The organism is Hyphococcus sp. (genome assembly GCF_041986965.1).
In the GTDB taxonomy this organism is placed as follows: Bacteria; Pseudomonadota; Alphaproteobacteria; order Caulobacterales; family Parvularculaceae; genus Hyphococcus.
Genome location: NZ_JBHIXB010000004.1, coordinates 248,288 through 270,230, shown reverse-complemented (window position 1 = coordinate 270,230; position 21,943 = coordinate 248,288). Strand labels below are relative to the sequence as shown.

Genomic DNA, 21,943 nt, shown 5'->3' with positions numbered 1-21,943 from the left:
TTTTTTCACCGGATCGGCGGGAAAGCAATCTCGGTTTTCAACGCGCGCGCGCCGGCTGCGCTGAGATGGCCGGGATCGCGATAGGCGAAAATCCCGTTCACGACCGGCAGGCAGACCGCGTCCCCGCAAAAAATATCAGATATATCAACAAAATAGACGCCGTTTTCGACGGCTGCCAGCGCCTGCATATTTGGCTCCGTCAAGGACAGTTCGCGGTCCACATCGCGCCGGGGCGTTCCGCAATCCTCTATCTTGCCGTCTGAGGCCACAGCCCGCGCGATGCAGCGCGCCGGAAGCTCGGCATAATGTGGGATGCGCCCCAACAGCAGCACCTCAATGTCTTGCGCGCGAAGTTCGCGCACAGTCATTTCAAGCGCGTCGGCGAAGACGACAGGACCGGATGAGACCCGGCTGGTCATCTCACTGAGATAGCTCGACCAGTTTGCAGACAGGATGACAAGTTTCAGGTCCGGGTTTTGAGCGACGAAACGCCGGACCGTTTCATGATAGTCAGCGCATTGTTGTCGGGTGAGGGCGGGCAGAAGCAAGCGCTGCACATCATAGACAGGCCCGCACTGACTTTGCGTGACTTGCCGTCCGGCGAGATTGTTTTCAGCCGCCCAGTCGGCGATGAGCGGCGTGAAATGATCCGCATTGGAATCGCCGAACAGCGCAATGTCATAGGAACTGTCGTCGCTTTTGCGCCGGCCGAAATTGCATTCGTCGTCATGGATGAGCGCATTTTCGACGCCGTCGCAGCGCTCTCGCCACGGGTTGCCCTGGCCCATATCCGTAAACATTTTTCCCACCTCGCCCGGGAACCGTCGCGGCAGGCCGTCGGCTTCGCGTAAGGCAAGCCCGCAAAGGGCAAAGACGATTATGCCTGCAACGGCGAACCCAAGCGTTTGCGTTTTTGTGGCTTTGCGCGCGCCCCTGGGCCGGCGGATCGGTTCTTCTACAAACCGCCAGGACAGCGTCGCAAGCGCCAAGCTTGCAGCCAGCACGCCAAGGGTCTCGACAACCGTAAGGCTGCGTTCGGCCTGATAGCGCGCCAGGGCGAGCAGCGGCCAGTGCCACAGATAAAGCGAATAGGAAATAAGCCCCACAAAGACGGCGGGTTTTGAGGCGAGCGCATCGATAATGAGGGAGCGCCGATTGAGGCCCGCGACAATCAGGCCCGCAGAACCGAGACACGCCGGCAGTGCGGCAAGACCGGGAAAATAAGGCCCGCTCTGCAACAGGAAGGCGCTGGCGATGATGGCCGCTGCGCTGACCAGCGCGAGCGCTGAATTTGCATATCTGTTTTCGATCGCGATGGGCCCTGCAAGGGCGAGCGCAGCGCCGAGCATGAGCTCCCACGCGCGCGGCGCCAGCATGTAAAACGCATAGTCGGCATTGCCGGGAATCGCGCTGACGGCATGGACGAAGGAGACGAAACCGATGGCGACGACCATCCCCGTTAGAGCCGCCTTTCCACGCAGTTTCATCAGCGCGGCGAGCAGCAATGGCCAGATCAGATAAAACTGATCTTCAACCGCCAGCGACCATGTGTGCAGCAACAACATTTCCTGCGCGGGCGGGGCGAAATATCCGGCGCGGTCGAGGAAATGAAAATTTCCCAGCATCACCGAGACCGATACGAGACTGCGCCCGAAGGCTTCATAGGCGTCGGGAAGAAGGATGAACGCGCCGAGCAGGGCGACGCCTGCGAAACAGGCAAACGCCGCGGGCAGGAGACGGCGCACCCGCCGCGCCAGAAATCCAAGATAAGTGAATCGCTCTGCGCGCATGTCTCCGGCGAGCAGGCGGGTGATCAGAAAGCCGGAAATGACGAAGAAGACATCGACGCCGATAAAGCCCCCGGAAACGAGACCGGGAAAGGCGTGATAAAGAAGGACGCAAATGATGGCGAGCGCGCGCATGCCGTCGACAAACGGCAGATAGGATTGATCCGGCTGGGTGCCGGTTGGCGAAGCAGGGGCCGGAGAACTGGTCTGACTTGGGCGCGGCATCACGGCGATGTAGCCGGGTTCCGCCCCCTGACGCCAGATCCTTAGAAGTCGGATCCCGTGACGCCGGATTTTGCGCGATCTATTTCTGCGCCGGAGAAATGGAGGCCACGGCCGGAATCGAACCGGCGTACACGGCTTTGCAGGCCGCTGCGTCACCACTCCGCCACGTGGCCGAAAAGAAATCCGCCCTGTGGTGAGGAAGGGCGGCTCCGAAGGGCCGCCCTCATAGCGCGGGGCGGGGGCCCGGTCAAAGGCGAAATAGCGGGGGCTTTCAAGGCGGTGACATGGGGGCTAATTGGTCCCAGCCTGAAGGGGGCGGTGCGCGTTGCCATAGGGCGCGGCCGGATGTATTCCCCGGGGACGAAAAAAACCGGCCACAAGGGGCTTAAAGATGGACTTCAAGACGGCGCGGCGACGGATGGTGGAAAGCCAGGTGCGCACCAATGACGTCACCGATTTGCGGTTGCAGGCAGCGCTCGAAACCATACCGCGGGAGATGTTTCTCCCGTCAGACCTGCGTGAGCAGGCTTATGTGGAACGCGAGCTGCCTTATGCGCCGGGCCGGTCCATGTTGACGGCGCGGGATTTCGCCAAGCTTGTCGCCGCCGCCGATCCTCGGCCTGGCGATCTCTGTCTCGATGCTGTGGCCGGAACCGGTTATTCCACGGCTGTGCTGGCGGGGCTGGTCGATATGGTGGTTGCGGTCGAGAGCGATGAGGCGCTGGCCGCCGCCGCGCAGGAAAATCTCACCCAGCTCGATGTGGCCAACGCCGCCGTCATCATTGGAGACAGCCTTAAAGGCGCGCCGGATCAGGGCCCGTTCGACCTCATTTTGGTTGACGGGGTGATTGAAATCCGGCCGGACGCCCTGTTGGCGCAGCTCAAGGATGGCGGCCGGCTCGCGGCCATTGAGCGGCGGGAGGGCGTATCGCGCGGCGTCGTCTATCGGCGCAGCGGCGATGCTTTCGCAGCAAAAGAGAAATTCGACGCCATGGCGAAAACTGTGCTGCCCGGATTCGCCGCGGCCAAAAGCTTCGTCTTTTAACGGGATATTCACGCAGGAAGCTGCTGAATCCCCTTGAAGACAGGCTTGTCGGGCGCAGATTAAGACAGTGGGCGCGATCAATTGCGCCCGGCGCCCGGTTAAAGATTGTCTGTCAAGGAGCGTTTGGTTGTGCGGGTTTCGGTTTCTCTTCTTGCAGTGGCGGCGTTGGGCGCAAGCGTAAGCGTGCCGGCTTCCGGCGAAACCCTCAATGACGCGCTGGCGCTCGCCTATCAGACCAATCCGACCATTCGCGCCGAACGGGCAAGGCTGCGCGCGATCCGCGAGACGAAATCGCAAGCCTGGGCCGGCGCCCTGCCGCAGGTTTCAGCCTCCGCCAGCTATCAGCATGTGGATCAGACAGTGACGTCGCTGTTCAATGTGGACCCGAACGATCCCAATCCCATGCCGCAGGCGCAGGATACGGAGTTCGAACCGATTACAGCGGGCGTCAACGCCGAGCAGCCGGTCTTCACGGGCTTTCGCAATTACAACGCAATCAAGCAGGCGGGCGCCCGGGTGCGCGCCGGCGGCGCGCAACTCGCCGCCGCTGAACAGCAAGTGCTGCTCGATGTCGCCAGCGCCTATTTCAACGTCCAGCGCAACATGGCGGTTTATGAGTTGAACACGAACAATGTGTCGGTGCTGTTGCGCCAGCAGGATATGGCCAAGGCGCGCTTCGATGTGGGTGAGATCACCCGCACCGACGTGTCGCAGGCTGATGCGCGTCTTGCTGAATCGCGTGCGCGGCTGTCTTCGGCGCAGGGCGATTTGGCGATCGCCCGCGCGCAATATGTGGAACTTGTGGGACAGGCGCCCGGCGATCTCGAGCCGGTCGAGGCTTTGCCGGAATTGCCGGAAACGCTAGAAACTGCACTCGCCATCGCCGAACAATACGCGCCCGCGAATATCGCTGCGCGCGAACAGGCGGAAATCTCCCGCCGTCAGGTGAACATTGCGCGCGGCGCTTTTCTCCCCTCGGTGTCGCTGACGGCCGGTTATCAGTATGCGGAGGAACCGAGCTTCTTCGTCAATAACAGTGAAGAGTTTACGTTCGGCGCCCGCGCTTCGGTGCCGATTTTTCTCGGCGGTCTCAACTTCTCCCGTGTGCGCGAGGCGAAGGCATTGCATGAGAGCGACCGCTCAAGCGCTGTCGCCGCCGCGCGTCAGGTGGAGGCGCAGACGATCGCCGCATGGGAGCGTCTTGTTACAGCGCGCGCCATTGTCCGCTCGGCGGCCGCCTCGGTCGACGCCAACACGCTTGCGCTCGAGGGCGTCCGCCAGGAAGCCCAGGTCGGGTCGCGCACGACGCTCGACGTGTTGAATGCGGAACAGGAATTCCTCAACGCCCAGGTGACGCTTGTGAGCGCGCAGCGCGATGCGCAAACGGCTGCGTTCGGCCTTTTGGCCGCCATCGGCATGCTGACGCCGGAAGCGGCTGGCGTGTCGCAGGAGGCGCTTTCCGCCGCGGCGGGCGCGTTTTACGAGGATTAGGCTTCGCGTTAAGCTAGGCCTTGATAAGTGGTGCGAAGCGCCTGAAAACCACAGAACAAGCGCTATGCGCGCCAATTCCGACGAAATGACCCCCGTCAGAGGACCCTAGGTCTCATGGAAAACGCCCAACCTGAACCCAGCATGGAAGAGATTCTCGCCTCGATCCGCCGGATTATCTCCGAGGATGAGGACGATCAGGCCGCGCCTGCGCCAACGGCTGCGAAAGCCGCCCCGGAACCGGCGCCGGCCCGGGAATCGGCTCCGGCCGCGACGCCGGAACCGGCAGGTGAGCCGGCAAAGCCCGAACTGACGCTGACGCCTGAAGCGGCCAGTCCTCCTGCCGGGCAGGCCGGCAATGTTGGCGGCGAGGGCCGATTCAAGACCGAAGACGTTGAAATGGTTAAGCAAAAGGCGGCTGCCCCCATGCAACAGGAAACCGAAGAAGACATTCTCGACCGGTCTGCGGCGGCTGCGGCCTCGCAAGCCTTCCAAAATCTCTCCCAGTCGGTCCGGATTTCCGAAGGGCCGGGCAAGACGCTGGAAGACATCGTCACCGAGATGCTGAAACCCATGGTCAAGGACTGGCTCGACGCCAATCTCCCCGCAATTGTCGAGGAGAAGGTCGAGGAGGAAGTCCAGCGGGTGGCGCGCCGCCGCCGCGGCTAAGCTTGGCGGCTGAGCCTACCGGAATTGAATTTGTGGAAAGCCGGCTTCCGAAACGGAAAAGGGGCCGGCTTTTTCTTTGCGTCCGAGCAGATGATGCGCGAAACCGGTCCCATGAAACAGGATCAAATGAAACCGGCTTATCCGGCGACCAAAACCGTCGATCAACAGGATGAATTTTTTGGCGTCGCCGTCGTCGACCCCTATCGCTGGCTCGAAAATGACGTGCGCAAGGATGATGCCGTGGCGGATTGGGTCGCGGCGGAAAATGAGACGACCTTCGCCTATCTCGAAACCCTGCCGGGACGGAGCGCCATCAAGGCGCGCCTCAAAACGCTCTGGGACTACGAAAAATTTCTGCTGCCGGTCAAAAAAGGCGGACGGATTTTTTACCGCCGCAATGACGGCCTCCAGAACCAGTATGTGCTTTATGTGCAGGACGGCGACGAGACCCCGCGCGTTCTCCTCGATCCAAACGCATGGTCAAAAGACGGCGCCACGGCGCTGAGCACCTATCATCCGTCGCCGGACGGATCGCTTGTCGCTTATCAGGTGCAGGAAGGCGGGTCCGACTGGATGACGCTGCGCATCGTCGATGCGGGCGAGGGCGCGGTTCTCGATGATAAAATCGACTGGGTGAAATTCTCCGGCGTCTCATGGGCGAAAGACGGATCGGGCTTTTACTATTCGCGCTATCCCGAACCCGAAGAAGGAGAGGCGTTTCAGAGCCTCAACCTCAATCAGGCGGTTTTTTTCCATAAGATCGGCGACGATCAGGAAAAGGACAGGCTCATACACGCGCATCCGGAACGGCCCGAAGAAGGGTTCAGTGCGACAGTGTCGAGCGACGGAAAAACCCTTGTTGTCACCGTCTGGAAAGGCACCGACAGTCGTTATGAAGTGGTGCTGATCGATATTGAGCATTTTGCGGCGGAGCCGTTGAAAATCGTTTCCGGCTTTGAGCATGACTATAGCTATATCGCTACCGCGGCGGGCCGCCATTACTTTTTCACCGACAAGGACGCGCCGAAGGGCAGGCTGATCTGCACCTCAACAGCCGCGCCAGGGGCCGAATGGACGGAAGTCATTCCCGAAAGCGAGCATGTTCTGTCCGGCGTCAACATCGTCGGCAGCCGCATCTTTGCTCATTACATGGAAGACGTGAAATCCGCGGTGCGGATGTTTGCGCTTGACGGCGCCGCGTTGGGCGCCGTTGATCTGCCCGGCGTCGGTTCGGCAGGCGGCTTTGGCGGCGAACCCGATGACACGGAAACTTTTTTCAGTTTCGAAAGTTTCAACCGGCCGCCGACGATTTATCGATATGAGGTAGATACGGGCGAACAATCCGTGTTCAGGGCGCCGCAAACGCCCTTCGATGCTACGGATTACGAAGTGCGCCAGGTTTTTTATCCGTCAAAGGACGGAACAACGATCCCGATGTTCATCGCACACAAAAAGGGGCTCGATTTATCCAATGGGGCGCCGACGCTGCTTTATGCGTATGGTGGGTTCAATGTGTCTGTGACGCCGGCTTTTTCTGTGACGCGCCTTCAGTGGATGGAAATGGGCGGCGTCTTTGCGCTCGCCAATATTCGCGGCGGCGGTGAATATGGCAAAGCCTGGCACGACGCCGGGCGGCTCCTCAACAAACAGAATGTCTTCGATGATTTCATTGGGGCTGGCGACTATCTGATCGCCGAAGGGATCACGACGAAAGAAAAACTCGCCATTCAGGGCGGGTCCAATGGTGGGCTCTTGGTGGGCGCCGTCATCAACCAGCGCCCGGATCTCTTTGCGGCGGGGCTGCCTGCGGTGGGCGTCATGGACATGTTGCGTTTCAACCAGTTCACGGCGGGCCGGTTCTGGGTCGATGACTATGGCGACCCGGCGGAAGAGGCGCATTTCCGGAACCTTTACGGCTATTCGCCCTATCATAATATTCGAGAGGGAGAGGAGTATCCGGCGATCCTCGTCACAACCGCCGATACTGACGACCGGGTGGTGCCGGGCCATAGCTTCAAATACGCCGCCGCGCTTCAGGCGGCCGAGATCGGCGACAAGCCTCATCTGATCCGGATCGAGACCCGGGCGGGCCACGGGGCCGGCAAGCCCACGGACAAGATCATTGAGGAATATGCCGATATGTGGGCCTTTATCGCCGCCCATACGGGGCTTGAGGTCCCCCAAGAGCTAAAGGGCGGCCAAAGCGGTTGAGCATTGGCCCGGCGGCGGATAAACCCGGACTTCCGCAGCCGCGAAGAATGACCCCATGTCCGAGAAGACCCTAGAGAAGAATTTCGATTTCCAGTCCGCCGAAGCCCGCCTTTACGAGGCATGGGAGGCTTCAGGCGCCTTCAAGCCGTCGGGTGAGGGTGAGCCCTTCACCATCGTCATTCCGCCGCCCAATGTCACCGGCTCCCTCCATATGGGGCACGCCCTCAACAACACGTTGCAGGACATTCTCTGCCGGTTCGAGCGCATGCGCGGCAAGTCGGTGCTGTGGCAGCCGGGAACGGATCATGCGGGCATCGCAACGCAGATGGTGGTTGAGCGCCAGATGATGGAGCGCCAGGAACCCAAGCGCACCGACATCGGCCGCGAGGCGTTTGTCGAGAAAGTCTGGAAATGGCGCCATGAGAGCGGCGGCACGATCATCAACCAGCTAAAGCGCCTCGGCGCTTCCTGCGACTGGTCGCGCGAGCGCTTCACTATGGGCGACGACGGCTCCTCCGACGACCAGATGGTCAAGGCCGTGATGAAGGTCTTTGTCGATCTTTACAATGAAGGCCTCATCTATCGCGACAAGCGTCTCGTTAACTGGGACCCGAAATTCGAAACCGCGATTTCCGATCTCGAAGTGGAGAACAGGGAAGTCGACGGCCATATGTGGCATTTCAAATACCCGCTGGCCGGCGGCGAAACTTACGAATATGTCGAAAAGGATGAAGACGGCAACGTCACCTTGCGCGAGACGCGCGATTACATCTCCATCGCGACGACGCGCCCCGAGACGATGCTTGGCGACGGCGCGGTGGCGGTGCATCCGTCGGACGAACGTTACGCGCCCATCGTCGGCAAGCTCTGTGAAATTCCTGTGGGCCCGAAGGCGCATCGCCGTCTCATTCCGATCATCACTGACGATTATCCCGATCCGGAGTTCGGCTCTGGCGCGGTGAAGATCACCGGCGCCCATGATTTCAACGACTATCAGGTCGCGAAACGCGGCGACATTCCTTTGTACCGGTTGATGGACGAGCAGGGCGCCATGCGCGATGACGGCGCGCCCTATGCTGAGGAATCCGCGAAGGCGAAAAAGATTGTCGAAAAGGGCGGAACGCCCGACGCCAAATATGTCGACGACATCAATCTCGTGCCGGACGAATATCGCGGGCTTGACCGGTTCGAGGCGCGAAAGCGCGTGATCGCCGATATCGATGCTGAAGGCCTGATGATCATGGTCGAGGACAAGAAGATCATGCAGCCTTTCGGCGACCGTTCCGGCGTCGTCATCGAGCCCATGCTTACCGACCAGTGGTATGTGGATGCAAAGACGCTGGCGAAACCCGCGATCAAGGCGGTGGAAACCGGCAAGACGAAATTCGTGCCCGAAAACTGGTCGAAGACTTACTACCAGTGGATGAACAATATCGAGCCGTGGTGCGTCTCGCGCCAGCTCTGGTGGGGCCATCGCATTCCCGCGTGGTATGGGCCGGACGGTCACTGCTATGTGGCTGAAAGCGAGGAAGAGGCGACCAAGCTCGCCATCGCGAAATACACCGAAGAGGGATATTCGCTCGAAGACATTAACGACATGCGCCGCCATGAACATCATGGCGCGCCGCTGCTCGTTCAGGACGAAGACGTTCTCGACACCTGGTTTTCCTCTGCATTGTGGCCGTTCTCGACGCTCGGCTGGCCGGAGAAAACGCCGGAGCTTGAGCGGTATTATCCGACCAGTGTGCTCGTCACCGCCTTCGACATCATCTTCTTCTGGGTGGCGCGGATGATGATGCAGGGTGTTCACTTCATGAAGGACGTGCCGTTCCACACGGTCTATATCCATGCGCTGGTGCTCGATGAGCATGGGGCAAAGATGTCGAAGTCGAAGGGCAATGTCATCGACCCGCTCGTCCTCATCGATAAATACGGCGCCGATGCACTGCGCTTTACGCTGGCCGCGCAAGCCGCGCAGGGCCGCAATGTGCGCCTCGCGGAATCCCGCGTCGAAGGCTATCGAAATTTCTCAACGAAATTGTGGAACGCCGCGCGTTTCTGCGAGATGAATGAGTGCAAGCCGGACCCGAATTTCGACCCGGTGAAAGCGACGCTGACGCTCAACAAATGGATTGTGCATGAAGCGAACCAATGCGCCGCTGACGTGACGCGCGAGATCGAGGCTTACCGCTTCAACGATGCGGCGGGCGCCAATTACAAATTTATCTGGAATATTTTCTGCGACTGGTATCTGGAACTCGCCAAGCCCATCCTGATGGGGGAGGATGAAGCGGCGAAAACGGAAACCCGCGCCGCCGCCGCCTGGGCGCTCGACCGCATCCTGCAACTCTTGCATCCGTTCATGCCCTTTGTGACGGAAGAGCTTTGGGGCAGTTTCGCAGACCGCGACGCGCTGATGTTGAGTGCGTGGCCGTCTTTCGATGAGACGCTCAAAAATGACGACGCCTCGACTGAAATGAACTGGGTGATTGATCTCATCTCCGGCGTCCGTTCGGTGCGTCAGGAAATGAATGTGCCGGTCGCCGCGAAAATCCCGCTGATCCTTGTCGGCGGTTCGGCGGAGGACGCCGCCAAACTGAAACGCCATGACGATGTATTAAAGCGCCTTGCGCGTCTTTCGGATATCTCAACCGCGGACGCTGCACCCAAAGGTGCGGTGCAGGTGGTGCATGGGGGCGCCGTGGCGGCGCTGCCTGTCGCTGACTTCATCGACATCGCGGCGGAAAAAGCGCGTCTCGCCAAGGAAAAAGACAAGACCGAAAAGGAAGTCGCCGGCATCGACAAGAAGCTCGCCAACAAGAACTTCGTCGACAAGGCGCCCAAAGAAGTCGTCGAGGAACAGCATGTGCGGCGCGCGACTTATGTCGAGCAGCTTGAAAAGATCGACGCGGCGCTCGCGCGGCTCGCCGACCTTTAACCGAACGCAACCTGCGCAATCGGCGGCAGGTGTGCGTTCAATTGGCGCCAGCTTGCCCCGCCATCGTCGCTCGCCCAGAGATTGCCGGTGGTGGAGCCCATGATGAGGCGGTTGCCGCTTTCATCGACATCAAGGGCGTGGCGAAATACAAGGTCATAGCTCGGCTCCGGCAGGCCCTTTGCGTGGGGTGTGAATGATTTCCCGCCATCCGTGGTTTTATTGACGATGAGCTTGCCATCCACGGGGACGCGATATTCGTCTTTCACGCCGGGAACCAGCCAGGCGATGTCGGGATCGTTGGGGTGAACCGCGACTGCGAAACCGAAGACGGCCGGTTTGACGTCCTTGAACTCGACAAATGTCTCGCCGCCGTCGCGCGATAAAAAGATCCCGTTGTGATGCTGGCACCAGATGGTGTCGGGATCGCTGGCGCATGATGCGAGGCGGTGGGGGTCTTGGGTGTTCAGTTCCTCCGACTGGTCGGGCGGCGTGTAATCCGAACGCAAGCCCTTGCCCGTGAGGCGCCAGGTCTCGCCGTGGTCGTCGGATTTCCAGATCCCGCCACAGGAGACGCCAAGGGTGATTTTTTTCGAATCTCGCGGGTCGACGAGAATGGAATGAATGCCGGGCTTGTCATAACCGCCGCCGAACCAGCCCTTTCGCTCTTCACGGTTCCAAAGAGATTCAATCAGCGTCCAGCTTTCACCGTGGTCTTCGCTGCGGAACAGGCCGCCCGGAATGACGCCGGCGTAAAGAACGCCGGGCTCATCATCGCCGCCGGTTTCGAGCGTCCAGATGAGATCGACGGAGGGCGCGTCTTCGGCGCTGTCTTCCGCCTTTGGGAACGCGGGCGGCGTCAGTTCCTTCCAGGTGGCGCCGTCATCGTCGGAGCGGTGCAGCTTGCAGCCGAAATGGCCGAGATTGAGCGCCGCGTAAATCGCGCCGTCTCTTTTGTCTCGTAAGACTGCGCTCACCGGTTCGCCAAGAAATTGCGGCGCAGCCGTTTCCCAGTCCGCACCATTGCGCCTGTAAGTGAACAGCCCCTTGCGGCTCGCGACGTAAAAGACATCGGTCATGTTTCTTCTCCCCAATGATTATCCGCCCGACAGCGCCTGAAACACGAAGACGCGATCATTCTCGGCGACGGCGTCGCTCAGTTTCACGCGGTCCGAAATCGCCACGTCGTTGATGAAGATGTTGACGTGTTTCCTTAAGCGGTCCTGATCGTCGAGAATGTAGCCGCGTAAAGGCGGGTTCTCCTCGAACACCGCATACATCACGGCGCGCACCGTTTTTCCCGGCGCCGTTTGCGGCGGGCAGGGCAGGTGTTTTTGAAGGTTATCCGTGAAGGAAACATGAGGCATGACCGGATATCCCTAGAGCCTTCCTATTGATCAATCTTTCCTAGCAAGCAAAAAGTGATTAATTTCGGTAAACACTAAAAGGAAAGGTGAATTGCAACAATAAGAGCTAATCTGAGCTAAGCCTCACTCGTCGGGAACATTCTCATAGTCCCATGACTCATATTTTGTCTCTTCTTCGCCAATACCAGAATACGCTTCCGTGTTATCGGTAGGGCCAATAACAATTTCAGAGATAAACCAAAGAATAAAGACAATAAAGATAATACCCCCTCCAACGGCTGAAAGGAATTTTCCTAACGGGCCATCGGAGCCGCCTGGCAGGTTAGGGAAATTAGGGACCCGGCCATCATCACGATCGTCATCATCATCGTGATCATCCCAATCATCAAAATCAAAACTTTTTCTAATCAGTTATTCTCCTGACTTTGGAAATTAACGCCCACAACGGGACATTACGCCAATCACTACGTTTTGAGTGGTGATTGGAGAAAATTTGTGGATGATGCGCGTATCTTTTCCGACTTGGAAAGCGAATGTAAGGTCGCGGGCAAATTTAATTCGCTCAAGGATTGTTTGAGATGGGTTATATACGCTTGCTGCAATAAACGCTGGAAAAGCAGATCGAGATTGGACGTACCCTTCTTTCAATAGCCATGGTTTGTGATCGTCTGCAATAACGCCGATTCCGAAATCTTGACTGTAATTCGAGCGCCTGTCGAATGTGAGGTCTGGGTATTCCATGACAAAATTATCAATTTCGTTGCCTTTGACATTGCTTTGAGCAAAATAAGTTATGCTTAAGCTTGAGGCGCAAGAAACAATCACTTTGTAATGCGCATTTTCTTGTTGATCAGACAGTATAGCTTGTTTGTGAACTATTCCTTGGTCGTTTGTATTCTCTTTATACTCCCATCTAAAATCGGTTCGTCTTTTTGGGAGAGGCTCCGATTTTCTGTTTCGGTAGCGCTCAGCTTTTATTGTATTCCCGTGAAGCTGTGACAGCTCGTAGTAATTCGACGATGCCGGAGGGGTTTGATATTCCACGCAACCAGAAAGCGTCCCATACGTACTAAGCAAAAATATAATAAAAAACTGATGAGGCTTTCTACGAATAAAGAAGGACAGTAACATGCACATAAAGTCCTCGCACGTATATACCGCTGCATTTTCGCAACATCATAACTTATTACACTAGAAATTAGTTATTTTCGTTCTTCATTATTGTAAGGGTCTATGACGTGCAAAATAAAGCGTAATTTATAGTGCAGTTATTGTCGTGCATGAACCTGACATCTCATAACCATCTGAATTCTTTAGAAAAGTCTGATGGCGTGAATGCGCAGTATTTTTCAAGCAAGAGGTTACGCCGTCAGCTCGTCTCAGCCAGGAACGACAGCTGGGTCACCATGGCGTTGCGGGCTTCGGCGTCGCGGTCGGTGAGCTTGGTCGGGTAATCGCCGGTGAAACAGTGATCGGTGAAAGCGGGCGAGCTTTCGTCGCGCTTGCCTTTGCGGAACGCCTTATAGAGCCCTTCGAGCGACAGGAAAGCGAGACTGTCGACGCCGATCATCTCACGGATTTCCTCGACCGTGCGGCCGACGGAAATCAGTTCTTCATAGGACGGCGTGTTGATGCCGTAAAAATCCGGGTGAATGATCGGCGGGCAGGCGATGCGCATATGCACTTCTTTCGCGCCTGCATGTCGCAACATCTGCGCAATCTTGCGAGAGGTCGTGCCGCGCACCACGGAATCGTCAATCAGGACGACGCGTTTGCCTTCGATCAGGGCGCGATTCGGCGAATGTTTGCGCGCCACGCCCGCTTCGCGAATTTTCTGCTCCGGCTCGATAAAGGTGCGGCCGATATGATGGCTCCGGATCAGCGCCATCTCATAGGGAAGGCCGGTCTTTTGCGAATAGCCGATGGCGGCGGGCACGCCAGAGTCAGGGATTGGCGAAACGAGATCGGCTTCGCAGGGCGCTTCCTTGGCGAGACGTTCGCCGAGGCGCTTGCGCAATTCATAAACGCTTTGCCCGTCGACGACAGAGTTCGGCTTGGCGAAATAAATGAGCTCGAAGATGCAGGGTCGGGCGTGATCTTTTTTCGGAAAGACCTGACGGCTTTCGATCGCGCCGTCCGCCTTGCAGATGACGACTTCGCCGGGATTGATGTCGCGCACGAATTTCGCGCCGATAATGTCAAGCGCGCACGTTTCCGAGGCGAGGATCGGCGCGCCGTCAAGGTCGCCGAGAATGAGCGGGCGGATGCCGACCGGATCGCGCGCGCCAATGAGGCCTTCCGGCGTCAGCACGGTCAGCGCATAGGCGCCTTCGATCTGTTTTAAGGACTCGATCAGCTTGTCGACGACGGAGAGATATTGCGAGCGCGCCGTCAGTTGCAGGAAGATTTCAGAATCCGAGGTCGACTGAAAAATGCAACCGCGCCGGACAAGGTCGGCGCGGAGCGTTTTCGAGTTGGTGAGATTGCCGTTATGGGCGATGGCGATGCCGGTCTGGTCGAGATCGGCGTAAAGCGGCTGCACATTGCGCAGCACCGTGTCGCCTTGCGTCGAGTAGCGCGTATGGCCGATGGCGGCGTCGCCTGCGAGGGAATGAAGCGTTTCCGCGTCCGAGAAATTGTCGGAGACGAGGCCCATAAACCGTTCGGTATGAAAATGCTTGCCGTCATAGCTGGCGATCCCGGCGGCTTCCTGACCGCGATGCTGGAGGGCGTGGAGGCCGAGCGCCGTCAGGGCCGCGGCGTCGCTTGTGCCGATAACGCCAAAGACGCCGCATTCTTCAATCAGCTTGGGCTTGCCGACAAGCGCTTCAAGCTCCCGGGTGTGGGCCTTGAAGGCCGCGCCGTCCTTTTTGAGGAATCTGGCGGCGCGTTCGGTAAAAGTCATGGCAGCGTCGCCTGTTTCCTCAAATGGCGTGGTCATTCCGGTGTGTCCTCGTTCAGAATGTCAGCGATGGGATCGTCTTCTTCGGCCGTCCCGTTGTCCGTCGCGTCTGCATTTTCGGCGCCGGGCGCGCTGTCCGCGATGGCGGGGTCTGTCGTCGTCACCGTGGTGACGATTTCATTGAGGCTGTTGCGGTCGCTGCGGTCATAGCCGGAAACAGCGGCGTCATCCTCAGGGTCGATTTGGGAAGGCGCTGTCGGCGCGTCAAGGTCGGCGGTTTCCGGCGTGAAGCTTTCGAACCAGTGCGCCATGCCGGCCGCGACGGGGCGAGTGATGGCGGTTTTGACTTCCTCGGGCTGCTTGGCTTCGTCGAGATAGTAGGAATAGCCGAGATAGCCGAGGCCAATGAGGACAAGACCGCGAAAGAATCCGAAAACGCCGCCGCCGACGCGGTCAATGGTCTTGGCGCGGCCTTCGAGGGGAAAGCGCTTGAGGCCGATATGAAGGCCGATATGGGCCGCCAGAAAGAAAACACCGATCAGGAGGCCGGCGATCAGGGCGGTGCCAAAAAAACTGCCCGCCTGACCGGTTAAGGCGAGAACGGGCTCAATCAGGAGGAGAGTGATTCCGCCGGCGATGGCGAGCGCGAGCAATGTCGACAATTCACGCAAGCCGCCACGCAACACGGCGAAGGCGGTGGACACGCCAACGACCACTAAAAACAGGAGATCAAACATTACCGAACCCGCCTATCGTCGCCCCGAAACTGTAGGGCGAGTCGCATACAGCCCCCGGCCAATTCCATAGCGGCGCTGGGGATTTTTCTCAACCATTCACGCTCACGGATTGCGCGCCCAGCGCACCAAATCGGCAAGCGTTTCCGCCTCAGCGACCTTTATTGTCCCGCTTTGGGCCCCGGCCGGGGCGAGGGCGCCTGAAAAGCCCAGCTTTTTGGCTTCTTTAAGGCGGGCTTCGGTCTGGTTGACCGGCCGGACCGCGCCCGACAGCGCAACTTCGCCGAAAACCACGCGATCGCGGGGCAAAGGCGAATCAAAGAGCGACGAACAAAGGGCCGCGGCGGCGGCGAGATCGGCGGCGGGCTCCGCGATCCTGAGCCCCCCGGCGACATTGAGGAAGACGTCATTGCGGCCGAAATCGAGCCCGGCGCGGGCGTCGAGAACGGCGAGGAGCATGGAAAGCCGCGCCCCGTCCCAGCCGACGACCGCTCGGCGCGGCGAGGCCAGCGACGAAGGCGAGACGAGCGCCTGAATTTCAACCAGCACGGGACGCGTTCCCTCGATCCCCGCAAAGACGGCGGCGCCCGAGACGGCCGCGTCGCCGCCGGTGAGGAAAAGTTCGGACGGGTTCGCCACTTCGCGCAGGCCGTCGCCCGCCATTTCGAAAACGCCGATTTCATGCGCGGCGCCGAAACGGTTTTTGACGGCGCGCAGGATGCGGAAATCGCGGCCCTGTTCGCTTTCGAAATACATCACCGCGTCGACCATATGCTCAACGACGCGGGGGCCGGCGATCTGTCCGTCCTTGGTCACATGACCGACGAGGATCAGAATGCAGCCGGAGGATTTGGCGAAGCGCACAAGCTCCTGAGCGCAGGCGCGCACCTGGGTGACCGTGCCAGGCGCGGCGGGCAGGGCGTCCGACCATAGCGTTTGAATCGAGTCGATAATGACCGCGTCCGGTTTTTCCGCTTTCAAGGTGGCGAGGATGTCGCGCAGGGACGTCGCGGAGGCGAGATGGACCGGCGATTGTTCAACGCCGAGCCGTTTGGCGCGCAGGCGGATCTGCGCCGGCGCTTCCTCGCCGGAGATATAGGCGACCGACGCGCCGCCCTTGGAAAGGCCCGAGGCGATCTGCAGCAGAAGGGTCGATTTGCCGACCCCGGGCTCGCCGCCGATGAGGATCGCGGAGCCGGGCACCAGCCCGCCGCCGCAGGCGCGGTCGAATTCGTTATTGCCCGTGAGGAGCCTTGGCGCTTCTTTTGTGGAGCCTGAAAGGGTCGTGAAATCGAGCTTGTTGGCTTTCGACTTGGTCCCGCCGCTCAAACTTCCTGGGGGCCCCGCTTCGGACGCCTCCAGTTCGATGGTGTTCCATTCCCCGCACGCCTCACAGCGCCCGGCCCATTTTCCATAAACCGCGCCGCAGGACTGGCAGACATAAGTGTCGGAGTGTTTGGCCATTCAGGGTTAATGGATCACGCCGGGCGAGAAAACAATCAGCCGTCCGGCGCCGCGCCCGAAAAGGCGCGCGCCGGGATAGCTAAAAACTGCGGATAATTTTTCATTATTTGGGAGCGGTTCTGGATTTAAGTGATGCAACCATAAGTAGTAGCCTCACTGGCGGGGGAGGACAACGCCGGAGGATTTTGTGACGGTCTTTGCAACCGGGCTTGCTCTTCTATCATTTTTCGCCGGGGCCGCTGTCATGTGGCTCCTTGGCCGCAGAGCGCATAAACAGGAGCTGGGCGCCGCAGCCGCGACGAACAACGCCTTCCTCTCGGCCTCGGCGCAGCAGTTGCGGGCCCCGCTGAACCAGATTGTCGGCGCTTTGCAGGCGCTCGATTTCCAGAGAGCCGGTCTCACCAAAAAGCAGGAAGAACTGGTCGGCGTCCTGAACGAGGGCTCCTACAATCTTCGCGGCGCCTTGATGGATATTCTGGACATCCTCGATCTGCAGGCGGACCGGCTTGCGATTGAACCGGCCAGGATCAATTTCCGGCGGACGTTAAAAACGCTTGAGCGCCGTTTCACCAAGCGGGCGGCGGCGAAAGGGCTGTCGTTGCGCTTCGATGTCCGGAAATTGTCTCACTGGTATTTCGACATGGACCAGACCCGTTACATTCAATGTCTTTCAACGGTCATCGCGCAGTGCCTTAAACAGACGGAGACAGGCGCGGTGAGCGTTGCTTTCGATCTCGCCCATACGGGCGCGCAAAAACACGGCTATCTGGAAGCGGTCATCAAGGACAGCAGCCGGGGCATGGATCAATATATGACGGAGGCTTACTTCCGTCCTGACAAATACGACGTCAATGCGGAAATGATGAACACCGACGGCCGCCGTCTTGCGTTGATGCTGGCGCGGATGCTGGTTCAGAAAATGGGCGGCTCGCTGACGGTGAAAAGCGCCTATGGCAGCGGAGTTGTGTTTAAACTGAAGGTCCCGGTTACGCTGGCCGAGGCGCCCGCGGCGGACATGGAGCCCGCCGATGTAAAACCGGTGGACCGCATGCGGGGACGTCTGGAGAACACGACGATTCTCGTGGTGGATGACGACAAGATCAATCTGCTGATCATGAAAGAACTGCTCGATCAGGGAGAAGTGCATAATGTGCTGATGGCGGCGAACGGAAGCGAAGCCGTTGACATCATCAAAGCCGGTAAATGCGATTTGGTGTTCATGGATATTCAAATGCCGGTGATGGATGGAATCGCCGCGACGCGTGAAATCCGGCAATGCGGCGAGCCCTGTTCAAGCGTGCCGATCATCGCCATGACCACGTCGGTCACTCGGGAATATCTGGTGCGCTATAAAGAGGCGGGCATGAACGCCGTCTTGCCGAAACCGGTGATCATCGACGCTCTCTACGAAACGCTTGAGACGTTTCTGGTCAAGAAAAAGCAACGGGAAGCGGCGTAAGCCTGAACTCAAAATGTGGGCTGCAAGCTGATCTGCATAACGTGCTGGCGCACATCAACCACAAGCAGTAATCTCGCATGAAGCAGCTTCTGTATGTGCGAGATGAACCTGAATGATGTAAATCCTTACCTCCATGGCCTCTATGCGCCGGTGAGGGAAGAAGTGAGCGCCGATGATCTGCCGGTGATTGGCGAAATCCCGCGCGAGCTTCATGGCGCCTATTTCCGCAACGGGCCGAACCCCGCCGAACCGCCCAAAGGCATGCATCACTGGTTCGACGGCGACGGCATGATCCACGGGATCTGGTTTGAGAACGGGCGCGCCCGCTATCGCAACCGCTATGTTCAAACGGAAGATTTGAAGCTGAATGGCGCGTCGCCGCTTGGCGGGATATTCGAGCCGTCGCGCGAGGCGGCGGGCCGCAAGGTCAATTACCGCGACACCGCCAATACCGATGTCATCGTCCATAACGGAAAGCTGCTCGCGCTCTGGTATATCTCCGGTCAGCCGGTGGCGGTGGATATGGAAACGCTTGAAACCATCGGCGCCGAAAATTTTGGCGGCAAGCTGCCGCGCAATATTTCCGCCCATTCAAAGACCGATCCTCAAACCGGCGAACTCGTCTTTTTCGACTATGCGCTTTACGAGCCGAAAATGTGGACGGGGACCGTGTCGCGCGAAGGCGCGCTGACGCAGTTTCAGGAAATCGGTCTGCCGGGGCCGCGCCTGCCGCACGATATGGGGATGACAGAAAACTATGTCATCCTGCATGACCTGCCGGTCATCTTTTCCGAACAGGCGATCCGCAACCGCTTGTGGCAGATCCATGTCGCCGATCAGCCGACGCGTTTCGGCGTTGTCCCGCGAAAGGGCGGAGACGTGAAATGGTTCGAGTTTCCGACCTGCTATGTCTATCACGTCATCAATAGCTGGGAGGACGGTGACGAGGTTGTCATGGCCGCCTGCAAGATGGTTCCGAACGGGTTGAAGCCCGATCCGAAATACGGGCCCTATGCGGCGATGGCTGATGTGCTCGCCTTGCGCGCGCAGCCATTTCTCTGGCGCATGAACATGAAAACCGGCGAGGGGCGCGAGGAACAGATCGACGACGCGCTGTCGGAGTTTCCGGTTGTGAATAACGCCTATGCGGGACGCAAGACGCGTTATTCCTACCACGTCATTTTCGATGACTGCATCGAACAGCGCTTCTCCGCGCTATTGAAATACGATCTGCAAACCGGTCAGAGCGAACGTCATGATTTTCCGAAAGGCGTTTACGGATCGGAACCTGCGTTCGCATCACGCACTGGCGCCATTGAAGAAGACGACGGTTGGCTCGTCACTTTCACCACTGACATGGATGGAAAGTCGGAAGCGCATGTGATTGATGCGCGAAATTTTTCAGCGCCGCCGGTTGCGCGTGTGACGCTGCCTTGCCGCGTGCCTGCGGGATTTCATGGAATATGGGCGCAAGGCGCTCAATAAAGATTGCTGCGCCTGAAGGATGACAACCGGCCGCCGGATTATTCCGCCGCTTGCGGTTGTTCCACTGCGCGGGCGGCCGCGCGGCGCTTCCAGGCGCGTCTCCAGCTTTTCGGCCAGAAGTGCCTTGAGATCGGCACAACCGTGCGCTTGAGGAAGGGCTTGCGGCGGCGAACCGGCGCGGTGGTGTCGGGTGCGTCGCTGTGAAGATCGCCAAGCACGGTTTTCTTGGTGGGATCTGCAAAAAGCGGCGCCTCGATGGCGGGCTGGGGGTCGCGGACCGGTGCTGACGGCGGCGATTCCGGCGTTTTGGTTTGGGGCGCCCTGACTTCCGACGCCTTGGCTTGCTGCGTGTTGGCTTGCGGCCTTTCGGCTGGCGCGGCCGGGGCTCTGGGAGCGGCCGGGGCTGCTGGCGGTTGCGGCAGGCTGAGCCCGCTCGGTTCGATCGGTGTGTCGGGTTCGCCAAACAATGCCGGCGCGCCGACGCGAATGCCCGGCTGGAAATAGGCGCCTGAGGCGCCGACGGCGAGCGAGACCGCTCCGCCCGATGCGGCGGCCCGTGCGGCGGGTTGCTGCGCTGCGGTCTGTTGTTGGGCACGGCTTTCCTGGGCCCGATTTTCCTGAGCCATGGCGCGCTCGATAATGGACGGCTTTGCGGCTTCGTCTTTTTTCACGGATTTTTCAGCGGCCGGAGGTTGCGCGTTGTCTTTTGCGGCCGGCGCAAGCTCATCACGCGAGATGAAGACGGGCGTTCCTGTTTCGGCGGCGTCATCGGCGGGCGCAGCGTCAACAGACCCAGCATCATCAGGCGCCGCTTCCGGCGCAGGCTTGGGCGGTTTGGGTTCTTGCCGGGGGGCGCTTGCAGCTGGCGCCGTGGCTTCGGATTTTTCTTCGGGCGTAAAGGCGCGGGTTAACATGTCCTGCATGTCGCGCGGCGCTGAGCTGTCGGCGGGCACGTTTGTTGTCTCGTCCGCGGGCCGGCCGGCGGCTTTCGCTTTCGCCCGTTCTATCGCAGCGGTCTTGCGTGCGGCGCGCGCCTTTGCGCGCTTGGCCATGGCGAGCGCTTTCGCTTTCTCGCGCGCTTTTGCTTTCTTGGCGTCTTCTGCGGTTTGCGCCGGTGCGGCTTCGCTTTCAGGCTCCGCCGGGGAGGTAGCCTGTGAAGGCGTGTCGTACTGGGCGACGCGCTCGTTCAATCTTTCGATCAGGGCGTCTTCCGCAGGCTCGCTGTCCGCCGCCTTTGCAGATTCAGTTTCCGCCGCCTGCGCCGCTGGCGCTTCGGTGCGGAAGAGGGCCGTGAGATTTTCCTGGCTCAACGGTTCGAGGTCCAGAAGGCCGCGCACTTCGTTGATGCGGTGGGGACGGAAATCCTTGAGCGCGCCAACCTTGGCGAGATGATTGCCCTGCGCGGCGGTGAAGCCGAGACCGCGCAGCGCCGCAAGCGACGCCTGATCCTCAACGCCCACGGCCGTGATGGCGGCGTTGGCGTTGTTGGCGACGTCAAGAAGATCGGCGATAGCAGAAAGGCCGGGGCCGCGCACCGTGCGCGCAAAGCGCAGGATCGCGGAGCCGCCGGTTTTGATTTCGTCAAAAGGAAAGGGGTCGAGCGACCGCAACAGCTCATTGGCGCGCCCACGCACTTCAATGGCGAGGCGCGCGCCGGTTTCCGAGAGCCGCTGGAAATGCCCCTGCGCCGCCTCGATGGACATATCCACAGGCGGCATCGGGCATTCGAGCGTCACGAGATCGGCGGGGAAATCGTTGTCGCGCAAAAGCTTGGTGAAATGCGAGGTGAACGCCTCGTCGCTCAAATCCGAGAGCGCCAGATTGACCGACAGTCCTGGCGGCCACGGGCCGCGCCAGTCCATATAGGATTTCAGCGAGCTCGCCAGCACATAGCGGGTGAGTTCACTCATCCGGCCTTGCGATTCGAAAAACGAAATGAATGCGCCCGGCGGCAACAGGCCGAGCTTTGGGTGACGCCAGCGCACAAAGGTCTCAACCCGGGCGAGGGCGCCGTTGCCAAGATCAAACACCGGTTGAAACAGGACTTCGAAGTCCTTGTTCTTCAACGCGTTGTCGATGTCGACATTGGAAAGCCGAACTGCCTGAGCGCCCATCCCTTAAAGCCCTTCCGCCAGCCGAAATGGCTGCGACTCCCCGGTTAACATTCCGTCC

General features: G+C 59.5%; 15 protein-coding genes and 1 tRNA gene. 7 read left to right on the top strand and 9 right to left on the bottom strand.

What is annotated here, in order from left to right; translation table 11 throughout:
* Window positions 1-5: 5 nt before the first annotated feature.
* Both ACFC5L_RS17790 and ACFC5L_RS17785 read right to left on the bottom strand, forming a co-directional pair.
* Window positions 6-2,012 (bottom strand): acyltransferase family protein, encoded by a 2,007-nt coding sequence (locus ACFC5L_RS17790; RefSeq protein ID WP_375204078.1) that lies wholly within the window; start codon window positions 2,010-2,012, stop codon window positions 6-8.
* A gap of 99 nt (window positions 2,013-2,111) precedes the next feature.
* A tRNA-Cys gene (locus ACFC5L_RS17785) sits at window positions 2,112-2,185 on the bottom strand.
* Between the two features lie 218 nt (window positions 2,186-2,403).
* On the opposite strand from ACFC5L_RS17785, the gene ACFC5L_RS17780 reads away from it, so the two are divergent.
* The 5 genes from ACFC5L_RS17780 to ACFC5L_RS17760 all read left to right on the top strand — a co-directional run bounded on the left by ACFC5L_RS17780 (window position 2,404) and on the right by ACFC5L_RS17760 (window position 10,363).
* Window positions 2,404-3,057, top strand: coding sequence for a protein-L-isoaspartate O-methyltransferase family protein (locus ACFC5L_RS17780; protein WP_375204036.1), 654 nt, complete (start codon window positions 2,404-2,406; stop codon window positions 3,055-3,057).
* 129 nt (window positions 3,058-3,186) lie between these two features.
* Window positions 3,187-4,548, top strand: coding sequence for a TolC family outer membrane protein (locus ACFC5L_RS17775; RefSeq protein ID WP_375204035.1), 1,362 nt, complete (start codon window positions 3,187-3,189; stop codon window positions 4,546-4,548).
* 114 nt (window positions 4,549-4,662) lie between these two features.
* Window positions 4,663-5,214: a DUF2497 domain-containing protein gene (locus ACFC5L_RS17770; RefSeq protein ID WP_375204034.1), complete on the top strand. Its 552-nt coding sequence runs from the start codon at window positions 4,663-4,665 to the stop codon at window positions 5,212-5,214.
* Between the two features lie 111 nt (window positions 5,215-5,325).
* Window positions 5,326-7,425: a prolyl oligopeptidase family serine peptidase gene (locus ACFC5L_RS17765; protein ID WP_375204033.1), complete on the top strand. Its 2,100-nt coding sequence runs from the start codon at window positions 5,326-5,328 to the stop codon at window positions 7,423-7,425.
* Between the two features lie 55 nt (window positions 7,426-7,480).
* On the top strand, window positions 7,481-10,363 hold the full coding sequence (locus ACFC5L_RS17760) for a valine--tRNA ligase (RefSeq protein ID WP_375204032.1): 2,883 nt from the start codon (window positions 7,481-7,483) through the stop codon (window positions 10,361-10,363).
* Here the strand turns inward: ACFC5L_RS17760 and ACFC5L_RS17755 are convergent.
* The 6 genes from ACFC5L_RS17755 to radA form a co-directional block, all read right to left on the bottom strand.
* On the bottom strand, window positions 10,360-11,439 hold the full coding sequence (locus ACFC5L_RS17755) for a WD40/YVTN/BNR-like repeat-containing protein (RefSeq protein ID WP_375204031.1): 1,080 nt from the start codon (window positions 11,437-11,439) through the stop codon (window positions 10,360-10,362). The two genes, ACFC5L_RS17760 and ACFC5L_RS17755, sit on opposite strands and share 4 nt — an antisense overlap.
* 18 nt (window positions 11,440-11,457) lie before the next feature.
* Window positions 11,458-11,727, bottom strand: a complete 270-nt coding sequence (locus ACFC5L_RS17750) for a MoaD/ThiS family protein (RefSeq protein WP_375204030.1) — start codon at window positions 11,725-11,727, stop codon at window positions 11,458-11,460.
* Window positions 11,728-12,159: 432 nt separating this feature from the next.
* Entirely contained in the window at window positions 12,160-12,858 is a 699-nt protein-coding gene (locus tag ACFC5L_RS17745; RefSeq protein WP_375204029.1) for a hypothetical protein, read from the bottom strand.
* Window positions 12,859-13,096: 238 nt separating this feature from the next.
* A complete protein-coding gene (purF, locus tag ACFC5L_RS17740) occupies window positions 13,097-14,668 on the bottom strand; it encodes an amidophosphoribosyltransferase (RefSeq protein ID WP_375204028.1) in 1,572 nt (523 codons plus the stop codon).
* Window positions 14,665-15,366, bottom strand: a complete 702-nt coding sequence (locus tag ACFC5L_RS17735; RefSeq protein WP_375204027.1) for a CvpA family protein — start codon at window positions 15,364-15,366, stop codon at window positions 14,665-14,667. The genes purF and ACFC5L_RS17735 overlap by 4 nt, the downstream gene beginning before the upstream one ends.
* Window positions 15,367-15,468: 102 nt before the next feature.
* A complete protein-coding gene (gene radA / locus ACFC5L_RS17730) occupies window positions 15,469-16,827 on the bottom strand; it encodes a DNA repair protein RadA (RefSeq protein ID WP_375204026.1) in 1,359 nt (452 codons plus the stop codon).
* Window positions 16,828-17,014: 187 nt separating this feature from the next.
* Between radA and ACFC5L_RS17725 the strand changes: the two genes are divergently transcribed.
* Together ACFC5L_RS17725 and ACFC5L_RS17720 are read left to right on the top strand one after the other, a co-directional pair.
* On the top strand, window positions 17,015-18,286 hold the full coding sequence (locus tag ACFC5L_RS17725; protein WP_375204025.1) for a response regulator: 1,272 nt from the start codon (window positions 17,015-17,017) through the stop codon (window positions 18,284-18,286).
* Between the two features lie 93 nt (window positions 18,287-18,379).
* On the top strand, window positions 18,380-19,771 hold the full coding sequence (locus ACFC5L_RS17720; protein WP_375204024.1) for a carotenoid oxygenase family protein: 1,392 nt from the start codon (window positions 18,380-18,382) through the stop codon (window positions 19,769-19,771).
* Between the two features lie 38 nt (window positions 19,772-19,809).
* Here ACFC5L_RS17720 and ACFC5L_RS17715 read toward each other — a convergent pair whose 3' ends face one another.
* Window positions 19,810-21,885 carry an EAL domain-containing protein gene (locus ACFC5L_RS17715; protein WP_375204023.1) on the bottom strand — a complete coding sequence of 692 codons (2,076 nt, stop codon included), beginning with the start codon at window positions 21,883-21,885 and terminating at the stop codon, window positions 19,810-19,812.
* Window positions 21,886-21,943: the final 58 nt, after the last annotated feature.